At 38.2% G+C, this 23,415-nt stretch carries 21 protein-coding genes and 1 tRNA gene; 1 reads left to right on the forward strand and 21 read right to left on the reverse strand.

The window, feature by feature from the left end:
- Window positions 1–9: 9 nt before the first annotated feature.
- From pgsC to HMPREF2767_RS02525, 3 genes are all read right to left on the reverse strand, one after another.
- The gene (gene pgsC / locus HMPREF2767_RS02515) at window positions 10–474 is read right to left on the reverse strand and encodes a poly-gamma-glutamate biosynthesis protein PgsC (protein WP_040929441.1); all 465 of its coding nucleotides are present in this window, start codon (window positions 472–474) and stop codon (window positions 10–12) included.
- Window positions 471–1,628 (reverse strand): poly-gamma-glutamate synthase PgsB, encoded by a 1,158-nt coding sequence (gene pgsB, locus HMPREF2767_RS02520; protein WP_070622512.1) that lies wholly within the window; start codon window positions 1,626–1,628, stop codon window positions 471–473. The genes pgsC and pgsB overlap by 4 nt, the downstream gene beginning before the upstream one ends.
- Before the next feature lie 134 nt (window positions 1,629–1,762).
- Window positions 1,763–1,834: transfer RNA gene (locus HMPREF2767_RS02525), tRNA-Arg, on the reverse strand.
- A 97-nt stretch (window positions 1,835–1,931) separates the two neighbouring features.
- Here HMPREF2767_RS02525 and clpP point away from each other — a divergent pair.
- Window positions 1,932–2,522 carry an ATP-dependent Clp endopeptidase proteolytic subunit ClpP gene (clpP, locus tag HMPREF2767_RS02530; RefSeq protein ID WP_040929443.1) on the forward strand — a complete coding sequence of 197 codons (591 nt, stop codon included), beginning with the start codon at window positions 1,932–1,934 and terminating at the stop codon, window positions 2,520–2,522.
- A 201-nt stretch (window positions 2,523–2,723) separates the two neighbouring features.
- Here clpP and whiA read toward each other — a convergent pair whose 3' ends face one another.
- From whiA to secA, 18 genes are all read right to left on the reverse strand, one after another.
- Entirely contained in the window at window positions 2,724–3,668 is a 945-nt protein-coding gene (gene whiA / locus HMPREF2767_RS02535; protein WP_070457308.1) for a DNA-binding protein WhiA, read from the reverse strand.
- 17 nt (window positions 3,669–3,685) lie between these two features.
- Entirely contained in the window at window positions 3,686–4,666 is a 981-nt protein-coding gene (yvcK, locus tag HMPREF2767_RS02540; protein WP_070622513.1) for a gluconeogenesis factor YvcK family protein, read from the reverse strand.
- A complete protein-coding gene (rapZ, locus tag HMPREF2767_RS02545; protein WP_246828759.1) occupies window positions 4,656–5,531 on the reverse strand; it encodes an RNase adapter RapZ in 876 nt (291 codons plus the stop codon). The genes yvcK and rapZ overlap by 11 nt, the downstream gene beginning before the upstream one ends.
- A gap of 57 nt (window positions 5,532–5,588) precedes the next feature.
- Window positions 5,589–6,521, reverse strand: a complete 933-nt coding sequence (gene trxB, locus HMPREF2767_RS02550; protein WP_068129881.1) for a thioredoxin-disulfide reductase — start codon at window positions 6,519–6,521, stop codon at window positions 5,589–5,591.
- Window positions 6,522–6,581: 60 nt separating this feature from the next.
- Window positions 6,582–7,994 carry a tetratricopeptide repeat protein gene (locus tag HMPREF2767_RS02555; RefSeq protein WP_070622515.1) on the reverse strand — a complete coding sequence of 471 codons (1,413 nt, stop codon included), beginning with the start codon at window positions 7,992–7,994 and terminating at the stop codon, window positions 6,582–6,584.
- A complete protein-coding gene (locus HMPREF2767_RS02560) occupies window positions 7,984–8,478 on the reverse strand; it encodes an acyltransferase (RefSeq protein ID WP_068129876.1) in 495 nt (164 codons plus the stop codon). Before HMPREF2767_RS02560 ends, HMPREF2767_RS02555 begins: the two co-directional genes overlap by 11 nt.
- 2 nt (window positions 8,479–8,480) lie before the next feature.
- The gene (gene lgt / locus HMPREF2767_RS02565) at window positions 8,481–9,353 is read right to left on the reverse strand and encodes a prolipoprotein diacylglyceryl transferase (protein WP_070457300.1); all 873 of its coding nucleotides are present in this window, start codon (window positions 9,351–9,353) and stop codon (window positions 8,481–8,483) included.
- Window positions 9,353–10,285: an HPr(Ser) kinase/phosphatase gene (hprK, locus tag HMPREF2767_RS02570; protein WP_070622516.1), complete on the reverse strand. Its 933-nt coding sequence runs from the start codon at window positions 10,283–10,285 to the stop codon at window positions 9,353–9,355. The genes lgt and hprK overlap by 1 nt, the downstream gene beginning before the upstream one ends.
- Window positions 10,286–10,364: 79 nt before the next feature.
- Window positions 10,365–11,504, reverse strand: a complete 1,140-nt coding sequence (locus HMPREF2767_RS02575; protein ID WP_070622517.1) for a DUF4097 family beta strand repeat-containing protein — start codon at window positions 11,502–11,504, stop codon at window positions 10,365–10,367.
- Window positions 11,504–14,341 carry an excinuclease ABC subunit UvrA gene (gene uvrA / locus HMPREF2767_RS02580; RefSeq protein ID WP_070622534.1) on the reverse strand — a complete coding sequence of 946 codons (2,838 nt, stop codon included), beginning with the start codon at window positions 14,339–14,341 and terminating at the stop codon, window positions 11,504–11,506. The genes HMPREF2767_RS02575 and uvrA overlap by 1 nt, the downstream gene beginning before the upstream one ends.
- A gap of 19 nt (window positions 14,342–14,360) precedes the next feature.
- The gene (uvrB, locus tag HMPREF2767_RS02585; RefSeq protein WP_070622518.1) at window positions 14,361–16,331 is read right to left on the reverse strand and encodes an excinuclease ABC subunit UvrB; all 1,971 of its coding nucleotides are present in this window, start codon (window positions 16,329–16,331) and stop codon (window positions 14,361–14,363) included.
- A gap of 90 nt (window positions 16,332–16,421) precedes the next feature.
- Window positions 16,422–16,670 (reverse strand): DUF2198 family protein, encoded by a 249-nt coding sequence (locus HMPREF2767_RS02590; RefSeq protein WP_246828760.1) that lies wholly within the window; start codon window positions 16,668–16,670, stop codon window positions 16,422–16,424.
- Entirely contained in the window at window positions 16,663–17,235 is a 573-nt protein-coding gene (locus HMPREF2767_RS02595; protein WP_168162110.1) for a TlpA family protein disulfide reductase, read from the reverse strand. Before HMPREF2767_RS02595 ends, HMPREF2767_RS02590 begins: the two co-directional genes overlap by 8 nt.
- 75 nt (window positions 17,236–17,310) lie before the next feature.
- Window positions 17,311–18,696 (reverse strand): LysM peptidoglycan-binding domain-containing protein, encoded by a 1,386-nt coding sequence (locus HMPREF2767_RS02600; protein ID WP_070622520.1) that lies wholly within the window; start codon window positions 18,694–18,696, stop codon window positions 17,311–17,313.
- 217 nt (window positions 18,697–18,913) lie between these two features.
- The gene (locus HMPREF2767_RS02605) at window positions 18,914–19,237 is read right to left on the reverse strand and encodes a c-type cytochrome (RefSeq protein WP_070622521.1); all 324 of its coding nucleotides are present in this window, start codon (window positions 19,235–19,237) and stop codon (window positions 18,914–18,916) included.
- A gap of 53 nt (window positions 19,238–19,290) precedes the next feature.
- Entirely contained in the window at window positions 19,291–19,608 is a 318-nt protein-coding gene (locus HMPREF2767_RS02610; protein WP_070622522.1) for a c-type cytochrome, read from the reverse strand.
- 92 nt (window positions 19,609–19,700) lie between these two features.
- Window positions 19,701–20,808, reverse strand: a protein-coding gene (gene prfB / locus HMPREF2767_RS02615; protein ID WP_143861266.1) for a peptide chain release factor 2 whose coding sequence is annotated in 2 segments (ribosomal slippage) — window positions 19,701–20,735 and window positions 20,737–20,808 — 1,107 coding nt in all. Because the reading frame shifts where the segments join, the coding sequence is not laid out codon by codon here.
- A 10-nt stretch (window positions 20,809–20,818) separates the two neighbouring features.
- Complete coding sequence (gene secA / locus HMPREF2767_RS02620) at window positions 20,819–23,344, reverse strand: preprotein translocase subunit SecA (RefSeq protein WP_070622523.1); 2,526 nt, start codon at window positions 23,342–23,344, stop codon at window positions 20,819–20,821.
- Between the last annotated feature and the right edge of the window lie 71 nt (window positions 23,345–23,415).

A 23,415-nucleotide genomic window follows, 5' to 3' on the forward strand; every position in this document is an offset into this window, starting at 1 on the left:
ATCACCTAACTATAGTAATACAACGTAGTTATACACATTTAAGAGAGCATACGTTAAAAATGTAACGAATAGCGATGATGATAACGTAATGACTACACCTTGTCTTTGGATTGTATTTGCGATAATACCAGGGATGACCATACCTATCCCTGTAATTTCAATCATGTCATATGGTATCGGTGCATACGGGAACGACGCATCAAATATAAATTTTAAGACCATCGCTGTTAAGATCATCGCTGAGAATTTTCTTCTACCATACAAAATAATGATCTTGCTGAGTACTTTGTCGACAATGATATATGTCAAACAACTAATAATAAGAATCGAAAATAACATGACTGGCTGGTCAAATATTAGTGCGAGGTATCCTGGAACGACTAGCCCTGCTGGACTTATACCAAACCGTTCAGCAAACAGTAAACTTAATAGTACCCCTGTAAACAGTGAAAAATAAAGTTCTGTACCAATCATTCTTTTAAATCCTCCATATACTGAATAATTGTTTTGCCTGGACCATGAATGTTACCGACACAAAATAGTAGGATGTTTCTTGATATGTTTAATATCTCGTTTAATACGTCCTCATTGCTTTTACCTTCTAAGTTAACATATGTTTCATTTCTATGTTTCATAAAATCGGTTACCATCTGTGTGGATTTTCCTGTACAAATGAGTGCATCAAACTGTACATTCGGTAAAAAGTCTTCAACGAATTGTCTCGTCCGGTCCACTCTGTCCGATCTGCAATTCAGTAATAACACTTTCGACTCATACTCATATCCGGATGCTTCAATTTTCTTTAATATTGCTTTAGAAGATGTCGGCTCATTCGCTGCGAATGCATTTACAAATATATTATTCGTACCATTTGACACGTAAGACACAATATCAACTGCTCCAGAGTCTGGGGGTGCTTTTAACATCCCTCTATAAGCGATATCGTCATCAATTCCGATTACTCTAGAAATACCAAGTGCAATCGCAACGTTTTCAGCGAATATTAAATACGGAAACTCCTTTAAATATTCCTCAGATACTTCTGACGGATCAGTAATAATCACTTCAGTATTTCTTTTCGCTGCTTCTTTTTTAAACAGTTCTTCATAATGACCCTTCAGCACGACTAAGTGACCGTTATTCGGTATCGTTGCGACAAATGACTCTGCGACCTCATCTAACGTTGGACCTAATACGTCCATATGATCTTCCATAACGTTCACAATCGCACCGACATTGGCTTTTAACAAGTCTTGTTGAAATACTTTCTGATAATCTGGATTCACTGCCATACACTCATTCACAATCGCTTTTGCACCAGACTTCACAGTTTTACTAATAATCTCTCTTTGTTCCCCTATATTCGCACCTTGCGGTTTACGTACAATCGGAACCTCTTCATTTTGATACCAATATAACAACCGTGCATCTGTACCTGTCGTTTTACCAACGACCTTATATCCTGCTTCTCTTAAAATACTATATGTCAAACGCGTTATCGTAGACTTCCCTCTCACACCGTTAATATTAATTCTAAGAGGTACTCTTTTTAAACGTCTATTATGTATATATTTATCTAACATACCGAGTACTAAAAAAATAATAGTTAACCCAATAATTAAATACAAAAAAATCACCTCTAGCTGTTATCCCCTAATTCTAGCAATCAAAGGTAAAGATAACGTAAATCTTATGTAAAGTTCGAAGAACATTACATAAAACAGCTAAAAGTGATCCACACAGTAATATTCAATTTAAAAAACGCCCCCGAAGGGAATCGAACCCCCAGTATGAGAACCGGAATCTCATGTGTTATCCATTACACCACGAGGGCAACAATTGTATTATAACATAGACAAGTATATCTTTTGACCTTGTTTGACTAATATGTTTTAATAAAATTACGATATGTATATACAGGGGGATTTTTTATGAACTTAATACCTACAGTAATTGAATCAACAAACCGCGGTGAACGTGCGTATGATATTTACTCTCGTTTATTAAAGGATAGAATTATTATGATCGGTAGTGCGATTGATGATAATGTCGCGAACTCTGTTGTGAGTCAGTTACTATTCTTACAAGCACAAGATGCTGAGAAGGATATTTACTTATATATTAACTCACCAGGTGGTAGCGTAACTGCTGGTATGGCTATTTACGATACGATTCAACATATTAAACCAGACGTACAAACGATTTGTATGGGTATGGCAGCATCTATGGGTTCTTTCTTACTTGCTGCTGGAACTAAAGGTAAACGTTTTGCGTTACCAAATGCTGAAGTGATGATTCACCAACCATTAGGTGGTGCTCAAGGTCAAGCGACTGAAATTGAAATTGCTGCACGTCATATTTTAAACACACGTGAAAAGCTAAATAAGATTTTAGCTGAGCGTACTGGTCAACCTCTTGAACAAATTGAAAAAGACACAGATCGTGACAACTACTTAACAGCTGAAGAAGCTAAAGAGTATGGTTTAATCGATGATGTGTTACAACCAGAAAAAGTTAAATAAGTATAAGGTAAAAGGGATTCAACTTTCGTTGAATCCCTTCTTTTATTTTATTTTGTTTGTAATTATTATTAGATGACTTTACTCGGCGTGTTTATTTAACACTTTTCTTTTGATTTTGTTAGATATATTGATTTATCTAACATATTTTTAGATTCTAGTCTCATTTTTGTAAATAACACGTAGAAATCATCGCATTATCCCCTACAACTTCACATCTTGCCCGCTTCTCAGCTTATCTGCAATCTCATCGATTTTTCGCAGTCTGTGGTTGACGCCGGATTTTGATATCGGTCCTGTTGAGATGCTTTCTCCGAGTTCTTTTAAACTCATATCATGGTTGTCTCTTCTTAAGTACGCAATTTCTCGTAATCGGTCTGGTAGTTTTTCTAACCCGATTTCTTGATCGATGTATTTGATGTTTTCTACTTGGCGCATCGCTGCGCTTATTGTTTTGTTTAAGTTTGCTGTTTCACAGTTGACGAGTCGGTTGACGGAGTTTCTCATGTCTCTTAGTATTCTAACGTCTTCAAATTTTAGCATCGCTTGATGTCCGCCGACGAGTCCTAAGAAGTCTGAGATTTTCTCCGCTTCTTTTAAGTACGTAATGTACCCACGTTTTCTATCGATGACTTTTGCGTTAAGTTCGTATTCGTTCATTAGTTTCATGAGTGAGTAGGCATGTTCTTCATAGAGTGACGCGATTTCTAAATGATAGGATGATGTTTCTGGGTTGTTGACTGATCCTGCTGCTAAAAATGCGCCTCTTAAATAGCTTCTTACACATTCATCATCTGTGAGTGACGACAGTTCGACGTCATGTATAATTTCTCCGTCACGCATGACATTTAGGTCACTTAATATTTCTTTCGTATTTTCTTTTACCCTACATATATAGACGTTATTTTTCTTTAACTGCATTTTTCTTCGAACGGCTAATTCTGGTTCGATTTTATATAGCTCTTTAATGAGTCTAAATATACGTCTTGCGATTGCTGCATTTTCTGTTTGGATGTTGATGATCCATTTACCTTCTGATATTGCGATCGATCCGTTCATTTTTATAATTGCCGACAATTCTTCTTTACTACATTTTTCGTCCGCTTCTATTCGACACAGCTCACCTTTCATTTCTGAGGCAAACGACATATTGACTCACCTCTCTTTCAATATTCTATCGTTTCAAATAGTTCGAGTACAAGTTCATATATATTTTTAGCTAGTTGTATCGAGTCGTGTCTTAATATACCATCCTCTGTTTTTTGAACGATATTATCATATATATATACATTGATTCCTCGTTTTTCTAAATCCTCTTTATTGACAAATACTGCACACACGTCTTCTTTTTTATATCGCTGTGAGACGAGTTGCTTTGTATCTTCGTCACTTGCTAATACGTGTGTGATGACGTCTTTTCCAATATGTTTATGAATCGCATCGACACAGTCCCCTGCTGTCATCGATTTTGTTTCTCCCGGTTGTTCTACGAGATTACTAATATAAATCTGATTTGCATGGGATTCTTGTAGCGATTTTTTTATACTCGTCGGTAAGACGTTTGGGATAATACTCGTATATAAACTTCCCGGACCATATATAATAAAGTCCGCGTTTTGAATCGCTTCGATTGCCGTATTCGAACCTTCGATTCCCGATGGGCTTAAATATATATGATCGATTTTCTTTTTAACTTTCGGAATATAACTTTCTCCCTCGTATTTTGTCCCGTCTGTCATTATCGCAACGAGTTTTGGGGAGCGATTTGTACTTGGAATCACTTTACCTTTGACGTTTAATATCTCGGATAGCTTTTCAACCGCGACTGAAAAATCTCCTTGCATATCATACATCGCAGCGAGCATTAAATTCCCGAGACTATGTCCGCTGATTTTTTCACGGTTAAAGCGATATGTAAATAAATCTTTAATTAATGCTTCAGATTCACTTAGTGCAGCGAGGACGTTTCTAACATCTCCTGGTGCTGGCATATCTATTTCAGAACGTATTTTTCCTGTAGATCCACCGTCATCTGCGACTGTAACGATTGCAGATATATCGATTGGATAATTTTTTAACCCACGCGCAAGTACACTTAATCCCGTTCCACCACCGATTAAAACGACGTTGATTGTATTAGTCTTCATGGCGGTGCCTATGTGTTTCTTTGTGGATTGTATTGATTTTATACATATGTTTAGTTTTTAAATCATTAGAAATACGTTCTGCGATCGCAACTGAACGGTGCTGTCCACCTGTACAACCAATTGCGATATTTAATTGAGATTTTCCTTCTTTTACGTATAACGGGAGTGAAAAATTAATAAGGTCGATGAACTTCTCATAAAATATTTCTGTATCTTTAAACTTCATAACGTAATCATAGACGTCTTGGTCGAGTCCCGTTTTCGGACGAAGTGACTCGATATAATACGGATTTGGTAAAAATCTAACATCATACATAATGTCCGCATCTTGAGGGATCTCATGTTTAAACCCAAAACTCATCACGTTAATAGTAAACTTTTCATCGCGGTCATATTTTAAGTAGTCGTAAATCTTTTCTTTTAATTCTTTTGCAGATGTTTCTGTCGTATCGATAATAATTGTCGACGCTTTTTTCACGTCTTCTAGTAAACTACGCTCATTTTTAATTGCTTCAGATAATGACACATTATCATTTAACGGATGACTTCTTCTCGTCTCTTTGTATCTACTAATTAATTTATTATCTGTCGCATCTAAAAAGACGATTTGTGTGCGAATCCCTTTTACTGAAATAAGATCGTTGATTGCTGGAATAAACTGACTAAAAAACATACGATCTCTTAAGTCGATACTTAGCGCAACGTCATGCATATCTTCGTTTGTCGACTGCATCATTTCTACAATTTTTGGTAATAACGGTACGGGTAAATTATCGATCGCAAAATAGCCCATGTCTTCAAGAGACTCTAATGCAATAGATTTACCTGCACCACTCATCCCAGTTAATATAATTAGGTTTTTCACTCGGATTCCTCCCATCTACGTTTAAAAAGATGGAACGAGCGTCCCATCTTTTAAATTCTATTCTGTAAATGTTTCGATATATTCGCTTGCATTTTGTGCCGCGATACTGCCGTCTCCAGTTGCAGTGACAATTTGACGTAACGTTTTTTCACGTACGTCTCCTGCTGCGAAGATTCCTGGAATACTCGTTTCCATTTCTTCGTTCGAAGTGACATATCCTGTTTCTTCGTCTAAAATACCGAGGTCCTTAAACGGTTCAGTTAACGGGAGCAGTCCGATGTAAATAAATACACCATCCGCTTCATAGTCGTACGTTTCGCCTGTATTTTTGTCGAGTAGCGTCACTGATTGTACGACGCCGTCTCCATTAATAGACTGAATTTCAGTGTCCCAAATGAACTCCATTTTGTCGTTATTAAATGCACGGTCTTGAATAATTTTTTGTGCACGTAACGTATCACGACGGTGAACGACGGTTACTTTACTTGCGTATTTCGTTAAGAAAATACCTTCTTCTACTGCTGAGTCTCCACCACCGATAACGACTAAATGACGCTCTTTAAAGAACGCACCGTCACATACCGCACAGTAACTGACACCTTTACCTGCTAACGCTTCTTCACCAGGTACACCGATTTTTTTATGTTCTGTACCTGTTGCGATAATCACTGCTTTTGCTTTGATCGTCTCACTACCGAGGTCGATCAATTTATAATTACCGTCTAATGTAACTGATTTAACATCACCATATTTATATTCTGCACCAAACTTCGTTGAGTGCTCAAACATTTTTGATGATAATTCAGGGCCTGTTATTAAAGAAAATCCTGGGAAGTTTTCAACGTCTTCAGTACTTGCTACTTGCCCACCAGGCATACCTCGTTCGATCATTACTGTTTTTAACTCTGCGCGTGACGCGTATACTGCAGCAGTCATCCCAGCAGGACCTGCCCCTAAAATCGCGACATCATACTCTTTTACTTCTGACATAATGACTCTCCTTTACTCGTAACATACTTTTCATATTATATCTAAAATGAGCCGGGTGTGTCACTCATTCTGCTTAATATCTTCAATTGCTTTTTTTAATTTATGCGGATAAACCTGATACTTTTCTGACAATGTTTCTACTGTAATACCGTCGTTATAATACACATATAAAAAAGCTAACGCATATGTTTTCCCAGATTCTTTTAACTCGCTAATGTCGATATGTGTAATCGCGTCAATCCAGCCGAGTAAAATGTCATCTCTATCGAGATAATCAATCGATAACACTTCAAGTCCTTCATGTAATATATCAAACTTTTTAAACTTAAAATTGTTAAATATATACGCCGTGTACATCTTTTCAAAGTTTCCAAACCGTTCAATTAAATCCCATACGGGTGACCCTAATATGACATCTTCAGGTCGAATAATACTCGTACGGAATAAACCGAGTATGCGCTTATGTGGATCATCACTTTGTAAATACTCATCGATGATTTTATTTAACGTTTCAGCCGCTTGTTCTTTTTGCCACGGACTGTGAATTTCATCGAGTGGGTGATAGAGCTGCATCTCTTTCCAAAACATTTCTGCTTCTTCAACTTCGCCAATTTTGTACGCAGCTTGACTGAGTGCGTGTAATAACTGGAAATTGACCATATACTTCTTTTTATATAATGGATAAAGTAATTGATACGCTTCTTTATGCTTTTTCAAAAAGTTTAAAACGAGCCCGACTTTTAAACGGTCGTCTTCGTCGAGTGGTTCGACGACTTCTAAATGACGTAAAAACTTTACATATAAGTCGTGACGATTCGTATAAAAATAAAGCAACGTTAAATGACTTAACGCATGCATATCTGTTTGGTCTTCTTTTAATAGCTCTGTTAATATCGCTTCTGCTTCTTCGAATCGATTTAAAAAGAGTAACGCCATCCCACGTAAATTTCTAAGTTCTCTTTTATTTGATAAGTCAAAGTCAATATCATCTAAATAATCGAGTGATGTTTCAATTTGACCACTCATAAAGTACGACTGGAATATATATTGACCGACGAATTCTTTCGCTTCCTTTAGAAGTTCATCGTAACTATAGTCTTCAACGGTAAACATTTCCATTAAATCGTCGTAATAATCATCATCCTTATGCAGTTCCGCATACAATATACCAAATAACAGTCCTTTATTTGCATCTTCGATTAACACATTCATCTCAGATAATTCATAGTAATATGTCGTATCAAAATTTGACGCTGCAAACTCTGTCATTATAAACTGCTCTGCTCTATCGTATTCACCGAGTAACGTGAGTATATACGCATACTCCGTCATATATTCGCGTTCTTTACTTTCATTTAACGCTCGCTCCATAAGATTTAAAGCATCACGATATGATCCGTGATGCTTTTTCTTCATCGCTTGACGGTAGTATACCCTCCCGTCGTTACGAAGCGAGATAATTTTACTTTTCAATATCGCTTCTCTCCTTTATAACTAACGGATTACCGTACGCGATACTATTATCTGGAATATCTTTAGAGACGACACTTCCAGCACCGACTAATACGTTGTCACCAATCGTCACACCAGGTAACACCGTAACGTTCGCGCCGATCATCGTATTTTTACCGATTGTAATAGAACCGATACGGTACTCATCGACTAAATATTCGTGTGTAAGTAAGGTCGCGTTATAACCGATAATCGAGTTCTCACCAACTGTAATATTTTCAGGATAAAATAAGTCCGGCATCGCTTTATATGCAAAACTTACTTTGTCACCGAGTTTCATATTGAGTCCAGTTTTATACAGTGTATGTTTCATTCTCGTGGATGGGGAATACCTTCCCGCTTCAACAATGATGAAGTTTTTAACGACTCTAAAAAACGAAATCGTACGGTACATTCGCCAAAGCGGATTTTCTTTTTTTGAAGGAAAACGTTCGAGCTTACGCATAATTATTTCCTCTTTTTCTTTTTCGTGTTTTGTTTAACTGTCGCACGCTGTTTTTTGTTAAACGTGTTAAAGTTTCCGTGTACGTTACCATATACCGGTAAGTCGTACTTTTTATTTCTATATATCCATACAATAATCGCTAAGATGATAAGCGAGAGACTCATCACTTGTGCTGTACGGAGAAGGTCTAGAATCATTAAACTATCTGTACGCATTCCTTCGATAAAGAAGCGCCCGATAGAATAGTAAATTAAATAGAGTAAAAACGTCTGACCAATTTTTAATTTCGGACGTAAACGCATCAGTATAAAAATACCGACGACGTTCCAAATCGATTCATATAAAAAGGTCGGGTGATAATACACACCGTCGATATACATTTGGTTAATGATAAATTCAGGTAGACGTAGCGTCTCTAAAAACGCTCGAGAGACCGGACCACCGTGTGCTTCTTGGTTAATAAAGTTTCCCCAACGTCCGATCGCTTGGCCGAGTAGTACGCTCGGCATTAACATATCCCCAAACTGGAAGAAACTATAATTGTTTTTACGCGTGTAGTAATATCCTGCAAGGACCCCACCGATGAGTCCACCGTGGATCGCCATTCCACCTTCCCACACTTTTATAATATCGAGCGGGTGGAGTAAATAATAATCTAAGTTGAATAACACAAAGTAAAGTCTCGCACCTACGAGTGAGAAGACGATGATATATACCATCATCTCCGTGAGTGTTTCGTCACTAAATCCTTTTTTAACCATTTCATGATTTGCTAAAAAGTATGCACAAATCATTCCTGTAAATATTAAAATCCCGTACCAGTAAATATCGAACCCACCGATACTTACTGCGACGCGGTCAATCGCATATATCATTATTTACCTCCATTATCTTTACTTCTAATATGCGCAATTAAGCGCTCGTTAAATTCTCTCGCTGCACTGACTCCCATATTTTGAAGTCTAAAGTCCATCGCTGCCACTTCAATAATATTCGATACGTTTCGCCCTGGTCGTACAGGGATTAACTTACTCGGTATTTCAGAATTTAATATATTTTTTGTTCGTTTATCTAATCCGAGGCGGTCGTATTCTTTATCTTCTTGCCAAAACTCTAAATGAACGTTTAACATAATACGCTTTTCACTTAGCACAACACTTGCACCGAATAATGTCATCACGTTTATAATGCCAAGCCCTCTAATTTCAAGTAAATTTTCGATGAGCTCTGGAGATTTACCGATGAGAACGTTTTTACCGATTTCTTTGATTTCGACGTTATCGTCTGCGACGAGACGATGTCCATTTTTAACGAGCTCTAACGCAATTTCACTTTTACCGATACCACTTTCACCAGTAATTAATACGCCGATTCCGTAGACATCTAATAGTACGCCGTGAACGTTCGTCTCAGGTGCGAGAGAAATCTCTAAATAATCGGTTAAGTAAAACATTAAATTCGTAATCGTATTCGACGTTTTTAAAAGTGGAATATTTGCATTCTCACACGCTTCTATAATTTCTTTTGGTGGTATTAAATCGTCTGTAAATATAAAACACGGCGTCTCATTTGTACATAGTAGTTGTGCACGAGTTGCGCGTTCTTCATCCGTTAATTTCGTATTAAAATACGTCGTTTCAGTCAGTCCGAATAACTGAACGCGTTCTTTTGAATAATGTGAAAAATAACCCGCAATCTCAAGACCTGGTCGTGAGACGTCGATACTTGTGATTGGTTTATGTATACCTGTTTTACCAGTGATAATTTCTAATTTGAATCGTTCGATGACGTTACTTACCGTTAACATAATATACCTCTCAAATTTGATACTTCCTATTATAGCAAAAAAGGACAAGTCTGATAGCTACTTGTCCTTTAAATACGTTTTATACTGTATGGAGTGTGACTGAACCTACTTTAGTGCTCGCTTCTATAACGAGACCTGATTCATCTGTGTCGTTAATGATCATAATTTCTTTTAATCCTAAATCGGATGGCTTCATATCTCGGATGTTTAACCCAGGCGGATAGTTAATATGTCCAAGCACTGTGTTTAAACGTCCTTCGACTTTACGACCTGACGGAATTTCTACGTTGATGCTTCCCATGTTCGTTTGAATTTTAGCATCGCGCGTATCTTCATTTAATGAAAGTGACACTGAGCCGTTCGCTTTAATGTCGATTTCTTCAACATCTAGTTCTTTCGTTGAAATCGTTCCAAGCATCGATACGAGTTCTAAATTCGTAAACGCACTTTCTTTTATTTCTAATGACCCACGTGACGTTCTAACGAACGCATGTTTTGCTGAAATATCGTCGACTTCGATATCACCATTTAAAATATCGATAGATAAATCTTTTAACAGTAAATCTTCAACGTCGACGCTGCCGTTTGAACTTGAGATGTGTAAGTAGTCGAGTGCACGTTCGTTAATTTCTAATACGACGTTTACTTTCGCACTACGAAGTGGTGACATAATTTCTAAGTTCCCGTTTTTTACTTCGCAGAAAATATCTTCAAAGTAATTGCGTTTTTTATCGAGTTTTCTATAGAACGGTGTCACTTCAAAACGTACCGCTGTGACGCCATCTGTCTTTTTAACTTCGACGTTACCATTCGTTACGTCTAACGTAACAGATGAAAAATCTTCTTCGATCGTTTCGATGAGTTTATTTTTAGACCCTTGCTGGAAAATCGCATCGATGTCTCCCGTTTTAGCTTTGTCGAATACGTCTTCTAACGTTTTTAAAATATCTGACGTACTCTTCGTTGCTTTTGCTTTACGGCGGACATCGTTAAACGTTTCTTTCGCGTTTTTTTGAATCGTATCTGGATCTAAAATTTTTCCAACTTCGTCTGTCATATTTTCAAAAAACTTATAAATACTGTTCTCTTCTTCTTTTTTATCGTTCGTGTGTTTCTTATCTTGATCGTCTTCGTTTAATGCATTCATAAGGTCGATTGCTTCTTTTGTCGTGATTAAACCATCTTCAAGCATTTTTAAAATTCGCGCTTTACTATCCATTATTTAACCTCCTGATGGTTACGATTGAGCCATTTTTTTAAGTGGTATCCTGTATGGCTTTCTTTCGTCTCCATTATATCTTCTATTGTACCATGCGCAACGACTTCTCCTCCACCGTCGCCACCTTCAGGGCCAAGATCGATGATATGATCTGCAACTTTTATAACGTCTAAATTATGTTCGATAATGACGACGGTGTCACCGTTATCTACGAGACGCTGAATGACTTTAATCAGTTTTCTAATATCTTCTGAGTGGAGTCCTGTCGTTGGCTCATCGAGTATATAGAGCGTCTTACCATTTGAACGTTTTTGAAGTTCACTCGCAAGTTTCACACGTTGTGCTTCTCCCCCGGATAACGTCGTTGCTGGTTGCCCGAGTTTTACGTAGCCGAGTCCAACATCTAATAGCGTCTCTAGCTTACGACTGATTTTCGGAATGTTCTCAAAGAATTTCGCTGCTTCTTCTACCGTCATTTCAAGGACATCTGAGATGTTTTTATTTTTATATTTCACTTCTAACGTCTCTCTGTTATAACGTTTACCGTGACATACTTCACACGGTACAAAGACGTCTGGTAAAAAGTGCATTTCAATTTTTAAAATACCGTCACCTTTACACGCTTCACAACGTCCACCTTTTACGTTAAAACTAAATCTCCCTTTTTTGTACCCACGAACTTTCGCTTCGTTCGTTTCAGCATAGACGTCACGAATGTCATCAAAGACACCTGTATACGTCGCCGGGTTACTTCTCGGTGTACGACCGATTGGAGATTGGTCGATGTCGATAATCTTATCTAAATACTCGGCACCTTCTATTTCTTTAAACTTTCCAGGTACGAGTTTAGATTTATATAGCTCTTTATGGAGTCCTTTATATAAAATTTCGTTGACTAAAGTACTCTTACCAGATCCTGAGACGCCTGTTACGACGTTTAAGATACCATGCGGGAAGTCTACATCGATATTTTTTAAGTTGTTTTCTACTGCGCCTTTTACTCTAAACTTTTTAGTCGTTTGTTTTCGATAATTTTCTGGTAACGGGATTTCTTTTTTACCACTTAAATATTGACCTGTAATTGAAGCGTCGTTATTCATGACTTCTTTTGGTGTTCCAGCTGCGACGATTTGTCCACCGTTTTCTCCAGCACCCGGTCCGATATCGATTAAATAATCACTCGCAATCATCGTATCTTCATCGTGCTCAACGACGATTAACGTATTCCCTAAATCGCGCATCTCTTTTAACGTTCGGATTAGCTTATCGTTATCACGTTGATGAAGACCAATTGAAGGCTCGTCTAGTATATAAAGCACTCCACTTAACATCGAACCGATTTGTGTCGCGAGTCGAATACGCTGTGCTTCCCCACCAGATAACGTGCCGCTCCGGCGGTTGAGCGTTAAATATCCAAGCCCAACATTTCTTAAAAAAGTGAGTCTGTCATTGATTTCTTTTAATATCGGCTGTGCGATTGCTTGATTCTTTTCACTTAAATGTAAATCATTAAAGAATTGAAGCGCATCGTTCACCGATTGATCTACCGCTTCACCGATATGGCGTTTCTTAATTTTAACTGAGCGCGCCTCAATATTTAAACGATATCCATGACACGTCGTACAGTCTGTTTCACGCATATACTGCGCCATTTGTTCACGCGTATACTCTGACGGACTGTCTTGATATCTTCTCTCGATATTATTTAAAACACCTTCAAATTGAATTGTACGAGTACGCTTTGCACCGTTACGCTGTGTGAACGTAACGTCTAAATAATCGGTAGACCCTTTTAAAATAATGTCTTGTTCTTCTTTAGATAAATCTTTGAACGGTTGGTCCATATCGATATTAAAATGTTCAGCGACTTGTTTTAAAAGATTCGGATAATAATCTGAACTAATCGGTCTCCACGGTAAAATCGCACCGTCATTTAACGATAACGTGTCATCTGGAATAACGAGTGACGCGTCAACCGACCATTTTTTACCTAATCCGTCACACGTTGGACACGCACCAAACGGACTGTTAAATGAAAAGAGTCTCGGCTCTAATTCACTAATTGTAAATCCACATTCAGGGCAAGAAAAGTTTTCTGAGAAGTGGATATCTTCTCCATCTATAACGTTAGCGACCGCGTTACCTTCTCCTTTTTCTAATGCGATTTGTAGTGAATCAGAAAGTCTCGCTTCAATACCTGGTTTAACTCCGATTCTATCAATCACGATATCGATATCGTGTTTTTTATTTTTATTTAATTCTGGTACGTCTTCGATATCATACATTTCACCATCAACGATGACTCTTGCGTATCCTTCTTTTCGAAGACTTTCAAATATCTTTTTATGTTGTCCTTTTCTGCCACGTACAACTGGAGATAATATTTGAAGGCGCGTACGTGTTTCAAGTTCCATAATCGTGTCGACCATTTCTTCAATCGTTTGGCTTTTAATTTCAATATCGTGATGCGGACAATACGGCGTCCCCGCACGTGCATATAATAATCGTAAATAATCGTATATTTCTGTAATTGTCGATACCGTTGAACGCGGGTTGTTACTCGTCGTTTTTTGATCGATTGAAATCGCTGGTGATAACCCTTCAATCGTATCGACGTCTGGCTTTTCCATCTGACCTAAAAACTGTCTCGCATACGCGCTTAAACTCTCAACGTAACGGCGTTGTCCTTCTGCGTAAATCGTATCGAATGCGAGCGATGACTTACCAGAGCCTGATAAGCCCGTCATTACGACGAGCTGATCTCTCGGTATATCTATATTTATATTTTTTAAGTTGTGCTGTCTTGCACCATTAATTTTAATGAATTTATTATTTATCTTTTCACTCACGTACTTATCACCCTTCTGCTTCTAACTCAAATAACGCATCCCGAAGTTCTGTTGCTGTTTCGAAATCTAAGTTTTTCGCTGCTTCTTTCATGTCGCGTTCGAGTTTTGCTTTTAAATCTTCGCGCTCTTTCTTTGTGAGTTTTACTGTACCCGTTTTTTCATATGTTTTATCATCTTTAATTTCAACTTCAGCACTGATGAGGTCACGAATTTCCTTTTTAATCGTCGTCGGTGTAATCCCGTGTTTTTCGTTATATTCGATTTGAATTTTACGACGTCGCTCTGTCTCATCGAGTGCAACTCTCATGGAATCCGTAATTTTATCTGCATACATAATGACGTGACCTTCGCTGTTACGTGCAGCACGCCCGATTGTTTGTATTAATGAACGTTCCGAACGTAAAAATCCTTCTTTGTCTGCATCTAATATCGCAACAAGTGACACTTCTGGGATATCGATTCCCTCACGTAGTAAGTTAATACCGACGAGAACGTCATACGTACCGAGTCGTAATTCACGAATGATTTCGATACGTTCTAACGTTTTTACTTCACTGTGTAAATATTGAACTTTAACGCCCGCTTCTTTTAAATACGCCGTTAGATCTTCTGACATCTTCTTCGTTAACGTCGTAATTAAGACGCGTTCGTTCTTTTCAACACGCGTTTGTATTTCATGAAGCAGATCGTCAATTTGATGTTCAGTCGGACGTACGTCAATTGTCGGGTCAAGAAGTCCTGTCGGTCGGATAATTTGTTCGACCATCTTATCTGTATGTTCTAATTCATACGGTCCAGGAGTGGCAGACACGTACAATAATTGTTGTGCTTTATCTTGAAATTCTTCAAATTTTAACGGGCGGTTATCTAACGCTGACGGTAATCTAAACCCGTGATCGACGAGCACTTGTTTACGCGCTTGGTCTCCGTTATACATTCCTCTAATTTGAGGAAGTGTCACGTGCGACTCATCGATCATAATAACGAAGTCTTTAAAGTAATCGAGCAGTGTATACGGTGTACTCCCCAGTGGACGTAACGTTAAGTGAACCGAATAGTTTTCGATTCCTGACGTAAAGCCCATCTCTCTCATCATTTCTAAGTCGTAATTCGTTCTCTGCTCAAGTCGCTGTGCTTCGAGTAATTTGTCTTCATCGCGTAATTCTTTTAGACGTTCTTCTAATTCTTTTTCAATACGTTCGATCGCAACAGTCATCTTTTCGTCGCGCGTGACGAAGTGAGATGCTGGGAATAGAACGAAGTGCTCGCGTTCACTTAGCACTTCACCACTAATAAAATCAATTTCTCGTATTCTATCGATTTCATCACCGAAAAACTCAACGCGAATACACTGATCATCTCGAGCTGCTGGGAAGATTTCAACGATATCTCCGCGCACTCTAAACGTACCACGTCCAAAATCGATATCGTTTCGTTGATACTGTATGTCGACGAGACGACGTAATAATTCGTTTCGTTCAATTTCCATTCCAACACGTATATTTAAACGTAAGTTTTGGTATTCTTCTGGGTTACCTAAACCGTAAATACACGACACAGAGGCGATGATTATTACGTCATCGCCTTCAAATAATGCACTCGTCGCCGAGTGTCTCAGTTGGTCGATTTCATCGTTAATAGACGCATCTTTTTCTATAAACGTATCCGTAGATGGTACGTACGCTTCAGGTTGATAAAAATCATAATAACTGACGAAATATTCGACTCTATTATTTGGGAAAAACTCTTTAAATTCACTATATAACTGCCCAGCTAACGTTTTGTTATGGGCGATAATTAACGTCGGCTTACCGATTTCTTTAATAACTTGACTCATCGTAAATGTTTTACCTGTTCCAGTTGCACCGAGTAATGTTTGGTGTTTTTGTCCGGAACGTATTTGTTCTACTATTTCTTTAATCGCTTGCGGTTGATCACCGGCAGGTTCAAAGTTTGAAACGAGTTCAAATTCTGCCATAATGTACCTCCAAATTTTTAACTTATATCTATCTTACACCACTTCTTCGAAATTAAAAAAAGAAATGACCGAACGGATGTTTGTCATTTCTTAAATATCATCTTTACTATCTAAATTGTATACTTCAACGAATATATAGCCAATCACAATGCTTAGCGCATCTAAATATATAATCCAATCCGAGTTATAGTATCCACGGTACATCGAAATTGCAAATACGATAAACGTTAAAAATATCGCGACGTAACGATTTCTCGTAATCGTCGTAAACAAAATCACTGTAAATGCTGGTACAGTAATTGCCATCATATACCAAAAAACGTCTTCCATATTACTCATCCCTTACATATTGAATGTAACTGTCTAACGTTTTCTTAGAAATCTCTCCGACATAAGTCTTCACAATTTCACCATCACTGTTAATAAACAACGTTGTCGGTATAATCGTTAAACGAAGATCCACCATAAAGTCTTTATCATTGTCCATATTGTATATCGGATATTGGACATCAAACTCTTCAATAAACGCATCTCGTGCTTTACCACTATCTTGTACATTTAACCCGACAAGTTCTACGTCATCTGGTAAATCTTTCAAATAAAATTCATTTAAATCTGGCGTTTCATTGCGGCATGGATTACACCAAGACGCAAACAAATTCACAACAGTTACTTCATTATTTTTAATAATATTATCAAACGATTCATCTGTCGTCACACCATTAAACGAGTATTCCGTAATCAACTGACCTTCCGCATGATTATTAGTAGGTGGCTTTTGTTTTATATCATTTGCTGCTTCATCCTTCAACAATTCACTCGAAAACGTAATAACCTGGTATATGCTAAAACTAATCAACCCAAAAAGAACAATGCCAACTAATACTTTCAATTGTTTACTCACAGAACTAACCTCCGTCATCCTACTACTCTTATTATAATAAAAAAAGCACCCGTTCGGGTGCTTGATTTTTATATTTTAGTGAATGTAGTTAAATGTTGATACTTGTGATGCTGGAATTGTACGGTAGCTTACAACACCTACAGTACCGTTCCAACCCATTTCTGAGATTGTGATTGATCCGTCGCCGTTGATTGATTCGACAACTGCAACGTGACCTAATGCACCTGCTCCGTTTGTACCTGCATAACTTTGTGCAACTGCTCCAACTGATGGTGTGTTGTTAACAGCAAATCCATTCGCACTTGCTCCGTTTACCCAGTTATTTGCGTTGCCCCACATGTTGCTGACAGGTTTACCGAGTGCCGCACGTTTTTCAAATACGTGCCATGTGCACCATCCCCAGTCATAGTAGTTAGATAAACCAGCAAACTGTGAACTATTTACAGATGGTGCTGAAGCTGCTGGTGCTTGTTGTGTTTGTTGTGCTTGTTGTACTTTTTTAGCTGCTTCTTGTTGAGCTCTCTTTTCAGCTGCCGCTTTTTCTTTAGCAACACGTTGTGCTTCTGCACGCTCTGCTGCAATACGTTGTTCTTCAGCTTTTTGAGCTGCTGCTACTTGCTCAGCTGCTACTCTTTCAGCTTCTGCTTGAGCCGCTGCTGCTTCTTCAGCTGCAATTCTGTCTGCTTCTGCTTGTGCTGCTGCAGCTTCTTGTACTGCTTTTTCAGCTTCTGCTTGAACGTTGTTTTCAACTTCTGCTACTTCTTCAACTTCAACAACTTCTTCTACAACTTCTTCAGTTTGTACTTCTTGTACTTCTTCTACTGTTTCAGTAACAACTGGGTTACCTTCTAATACAAGTACGTCACCTGCAACGATATGATCGCTTGTTAAGCCGTTTAATGCTTTTAACTCGTCAACAGATAGTCCTGTTGCACGTGAGATTGAGTATAAAGTGTCTCCAGCTTGGATGTGGTAAACACCTGAAGCAACTTCGTTTACTTCATTTTCTACTACAGGCTCTACAACTTCTTCTACTGCTTCAACTTCAACAACTTCTTCAACTTGTGCGACTTCTTCAACCGCTTCAACTTGTGCTCCAACTGTTAATACAAGTCCTGGGTGAATTAAGTCTGATGAAAGGTTGTTTACTGCGAATAACTCATCTAAATCCATACCGTGGTCTAAAGCAATTTGCCATAAAGTGTCGCCTGCTTTTACTGTGTATGTATTACCGTTGTTTTCTTCTACTGCTTCAACTTCATATGTTAAAACATCTTCTGGGTGAATTAAATCACTGTTTAAGTTGTTTAACTCTTTTAACTTCTCAACTGTCGTGCCAACTTCGTTAGCGATACCCCAAAGTGTATCTCCTTCTTTAACGATAACTTCTTCTGCGTTTGCTGTAAGTGATGTACCTGTTAATGCTGTTAATGTTGCTACTGAAAATACTGTCTTCTTCATAAGTTCTAATGTCCTCCTGAATACTATGTATTAAATAAACGTATATATATAATAAAAGTAAAATTCAAAGTTGTTAAATATAAAATTAGTGAATGTAAATCAAACTATAGCACATATTTTTGCTGTTTTTCGCGTTGTAACATAAATGTAACAGAATAGATATACCTCCATAATAAAAAGGCGCTGTTTGTTACAGCGCCTTGTGTTTACGTAATATTTACTTCTGTTCCATTAGCCATTCTACGAGTGCATTTAAGTCATCTTCATCCGTTACTAAGTCGCTCGGCATACTTCTCGTTCCATTTTCGATAATCGAACGGATATATTCCGGTGATTTTTCACTTCCGATATTTGAAAGATCTTTTGCGCTACTGCCGCGTCCTCTTAAGTCGACACCGTGGCATCCAACGCATGTCTGTTTATATACAACTTCCCCGCGGTGCATTTCTGACACCACGCGACTTTCTTCAGTTGTATTTTCGTTAGACGTGCACGCTGACAAAATAACAACTGCCATTAAACTTAATAAAAATCGCTTCATATTTGTCTCCATTGATTAAAAAGGCTTTGTCGAGTGACAAAGCCTTACGAGTTTTATTTCGTGAAGTAGTCGTATAAGTCGCTAACTTCTTCGTCTGATAAACTACCAAACGCTGGCATTCCGCCTTTACCGTTTTTAACGATATCTGTAAATTCATCTTCACTTAATGAAGTGCCCGCTAGTGCTGGACCTGAAGCTCCTGTGAAGTCAGCTCCGTGACAAGATGAACAGGTTTGTTTTGCAACTTGTTCTCCTGGATGTGCTTCGTCAGTGCTTGAGTCGTCACCATTGTCTGCAGAGTCGCCGCCCCCGCCGCACGCTGCTAATACTAACGTTGAACCTAATAAAAACGTTGATAAGAACTTTTTCATAATGGTCACCTCTAATAAATTTTTAAAAGCTTATTCATACTTTTACATACCTATATTTTATCATATATAAACATTTTGTCATAAATAATGTTTTAAACATTTAAGTGCCATCTTAAATAACTGTCGATAAACGGCATTAAATCTCCGTTCATTACTTTGTCGACATTACCGACTTCGTAATTCGTACGGTGATCTTTTATCATCGAATATGGGTGAAATACGTATGAACGAATTTGTGATCCCCATCCGATTTCTTTTTGCTCGCCTTTTAACGCCGCGATCTCTTCTTGCTGACGTTCTAGTTCTAACTGATAAAGTTTTGACTTTAACATCTTCAGTGCCGTTTCACGGTTTTTAATTTGTGAACGTTCATTTTGACACGTAACTACGACTCCTGTTGGATGGTGTGTAATACGTACCGCTGAATCTGTCGTGTTCACGTGCTGCCCTCCGGCACCACTTGCACGATACGTATCGATCGAAATATCTTCTTGGTTAATTTCGATATTAATTTCAGAGTCTTTAAACTGTGGTGTTACTTCACACGACACAAATGACGTATGTCTACGACCCGATGAGTCAAATGGCGAAATACGAACGAGTCGATGGACCCCCTTTTCACCTTTTAAAAGTCCATAAGCAAACGGACCTTTAACGCTAAGCGTCACACTTTTCACACCCGCTTCATCCCCTGCGAGATAGTTTAGAACTTCTGTTTTAAATCCTTGGTCTTCAATGAAACGCTGGTACATTCTAAGAAGCATCTCTGCCCAGTCTTGTGCTTCAGTACCACCCGCTCCAGGATGAAGTTCTAAAATCGCATCTTGTTCATCGTGCTCTTCACTTAAAAGAATGTTTAACTCGAATTCATCGGACTCTTTTTTGACGTTTTGAATCGTCTCTTCCATCATTTCCTGTAAATCCGGATCGTTTTCTTCCTTCAATAATTCTAAAGACACCTCGATGTCATTCACTTCGTCTTCTAGCGTATTAAATCCATCGACGACGCGTTTTAACTGGTTATTTTTTTCAATAATTTCGTTTGCTTTATCTGTGTCGTCCCAAAAGTTAGGTTCGACCATTAGTTCTTCGTACTCACGAATTTGTGTCTCTTTTTCTTCTAAGTCAAAGAGACCCCCTAAATTTTTCTAGTTTCGTACGCATCTCTTCTATAAAGCTTTTAATTTCACTTACTTCCATAATTTTCTCCTTAAGCACCGTGGCAGTTTTTGTACTTTTTACCAGACCCACATGGACATGGATCGTTTCTGCCGACCGTTTGTTTTTTAACAACCGGTTGCTTTTTCATTTTCTTTTTACCGTCAGATGCTTGCATTTTATTTTCATCGACGACTTGTTCACGTTTAATTTCTTCGTCAGATTGTACTTCTGATTTTAGAGTCATACGTGCTGTTGAGTCTTCGATTGCGTTCATCATCTCTTCAAACATTTCTAGCCCTTCGTTTTGATATTCTCTTAACGGGTTAATTTGTCCATAAGATCTTAAGTGAATACCTGTACGGAGTTGGTCCATCGAGTCGATATGCTCTGTCCATTTTTGGTCGATCGTACGTAACATCATCATGCGCTCAAATTGACGCATACGTTCAGGTGTTAAAATCTCTTCTTTACGCTCTAACTCTTTATACGCTTTTTCTTTGATGAGTTCGATAATTGACTCCGTCGATTGACCGACTAAGTCATCCATTTCAATTTCACCTTCACGAACGTAATACTGCTCGAGCAACTCTTTAAACGTTTCATAGTCGATCATTGAACTGTCTTGGTCATTGTAATAGTGAATTGTGCGTTCAATAGAGTTATCGATCATACCGTGAAGTAAGTCTCTCACGTCTTTTTTGTCGATAATTTCGTTACGTTCACCGTATATAATTTCACGTTGTGTTCTTAACACTTCGTCATATTCTAATACACGTTTACGTGCGTCGAAGTTATTTCCTTCCACACGCTTTTGTGCAGATTCTACATTACGTGTAATAAAACGACTTTCTAACATTTCATTTTCCATACCGAGTTTTTCCATCATCGCTTGAATACGTTCAGATCCGAAGCGTTTCATTAAGTCGTCTTCTAATGATAAGTAGAACGTACTCACACCAACGTCACCTTGACGCCCTGAACGCCCACGTAACTGATCGTCAATACGACGTGATTCGTGACGCTCTGTACCGATAACTGCAAGTCCACCGAGCTCTCTAACTCCTTCACCAAGCTTAATGTCTGTACCACGACCGGCCATGTTTGTAGCGATTGTAACTTGTCCACGTTGACCCGCATCTTCAACGATTTGAGCTTCTTGTTCGTGGTTTTTAGCGTTTAATACGTTATGGCGTACACCCGCTCGACGCAGTAAATCAGAAATAATTTCTGACGTTTCTACCGCGACTGTACCGATTAAGACCGGTTGACCACGTTTATAACGTTCGACAACTTCTTCGATGACTGCCTTATATTTATTATCTTTTGTCGAATAAATTCTATCGTTTAAGTCTTCACGTTGAACCGGACGGTTCGTCGGAATTTGCGTAACGCGCATATTGTAAATATCTAAAAATTCTTCTTCTTCAGTTTTAGCTGTACCTGTCATACCCGATAACTTATTGTATAGCCTAAAGAAGTTTTGGAACGTAATAGATGCGAGTGTTTTAGATTCGCGCTGAATCTCAACCGCTTCTTTTGCTTCTAACGCTTGGTGTAACCCTTCAGAGAAACGACGCCCTGGCATCGTACGACCTGTAAATTTGTCGACGATTAACACTTCTCCGTCATTCACGACATAATCGACGTTACGCTCCATCGTATAGTTTGCTTTTAACGCTTGGTTAATATGGTGAAGCGTCGAAACATTTTTAACGTCGTAAAGGTTATCTAACTTATACCATTTCTCCGCTTTTGTCATACCATCTTCAGTTAAAAGAATCGTATTTTTACGCACGTCATACGTATAGTCTTGTTCTTTCTTTAACGTTGATACAAATAATTGTGCTTGTTGGTATTCCGTCACGCGCTCATCTGCTTGACCTGAAATAATTAACGGTGTACGCGCTTCGTCGATTAAAATCGAGTCGACCTCGTCCACGACACAGTAATTTAACGGACGCTGCACACGATCTTCTTTATATGCGACCATGTTGTCTCGTAAGTAGTCAAATCCGAGCTCGTTGTTTGTCGTATACGTAATATCACAGTTATACGCTTCACGTTTTTCTTCACTATTTTTTTGGTTTAAGTTGAGTCCAACTGTTAACCCTAGGAAGTTATATAACTTTGCCATCTCTTCACTTTGTACTGAAGATAAATATTCGTTAACAGTAATTACGTGTACACCGCGTCCTGTTAAGGCATTTAAATATACCGGCATCGTCGCCGTTAACGTTTTACCTTCACCGGTTTTCATCTCAGCGATGTCCCCTTTATGAAGGGCAATACCACCCATAATTTGAACAGGGAATGGTTTCATTTCTAACGTACGCATTGATGCTTCACGTACGACTGCGAATGCTTCTGGTAAAATTTGGTCTAAAATTTTATCTTGTTTTTTTCTATCGTCACTATGTTCAGCTAATTTTGCTTTAAACTTTTCAGTTTCTTGCTGTAGTTCAGAATCGCTATATGTGCTATAGCGTTCTTCAAGCGCGAGTACTTTTTTCATTTCTTTTTCAAGAGATTTAAGTTCGCGTTTATTGCCGTCGAATAATTTACGCAACATACTCATCGAAATTTCTCCTTATAAAATCATTATCATTACATTTTACCAAATTTTTTGCTGAAAATAAAAGCTTACAC

Origin of the sequence: Nosocomiicoccus sp. HMSC067E10 (assembly GCF_001810835.1) — a bacterium.
Lineage (GTDB): Bacteria > Bacillota > Bacilli > Staphylococcales > Salinicoccaceae > Nosocomiicoccus > Nosocomiicoccus ampullae_A.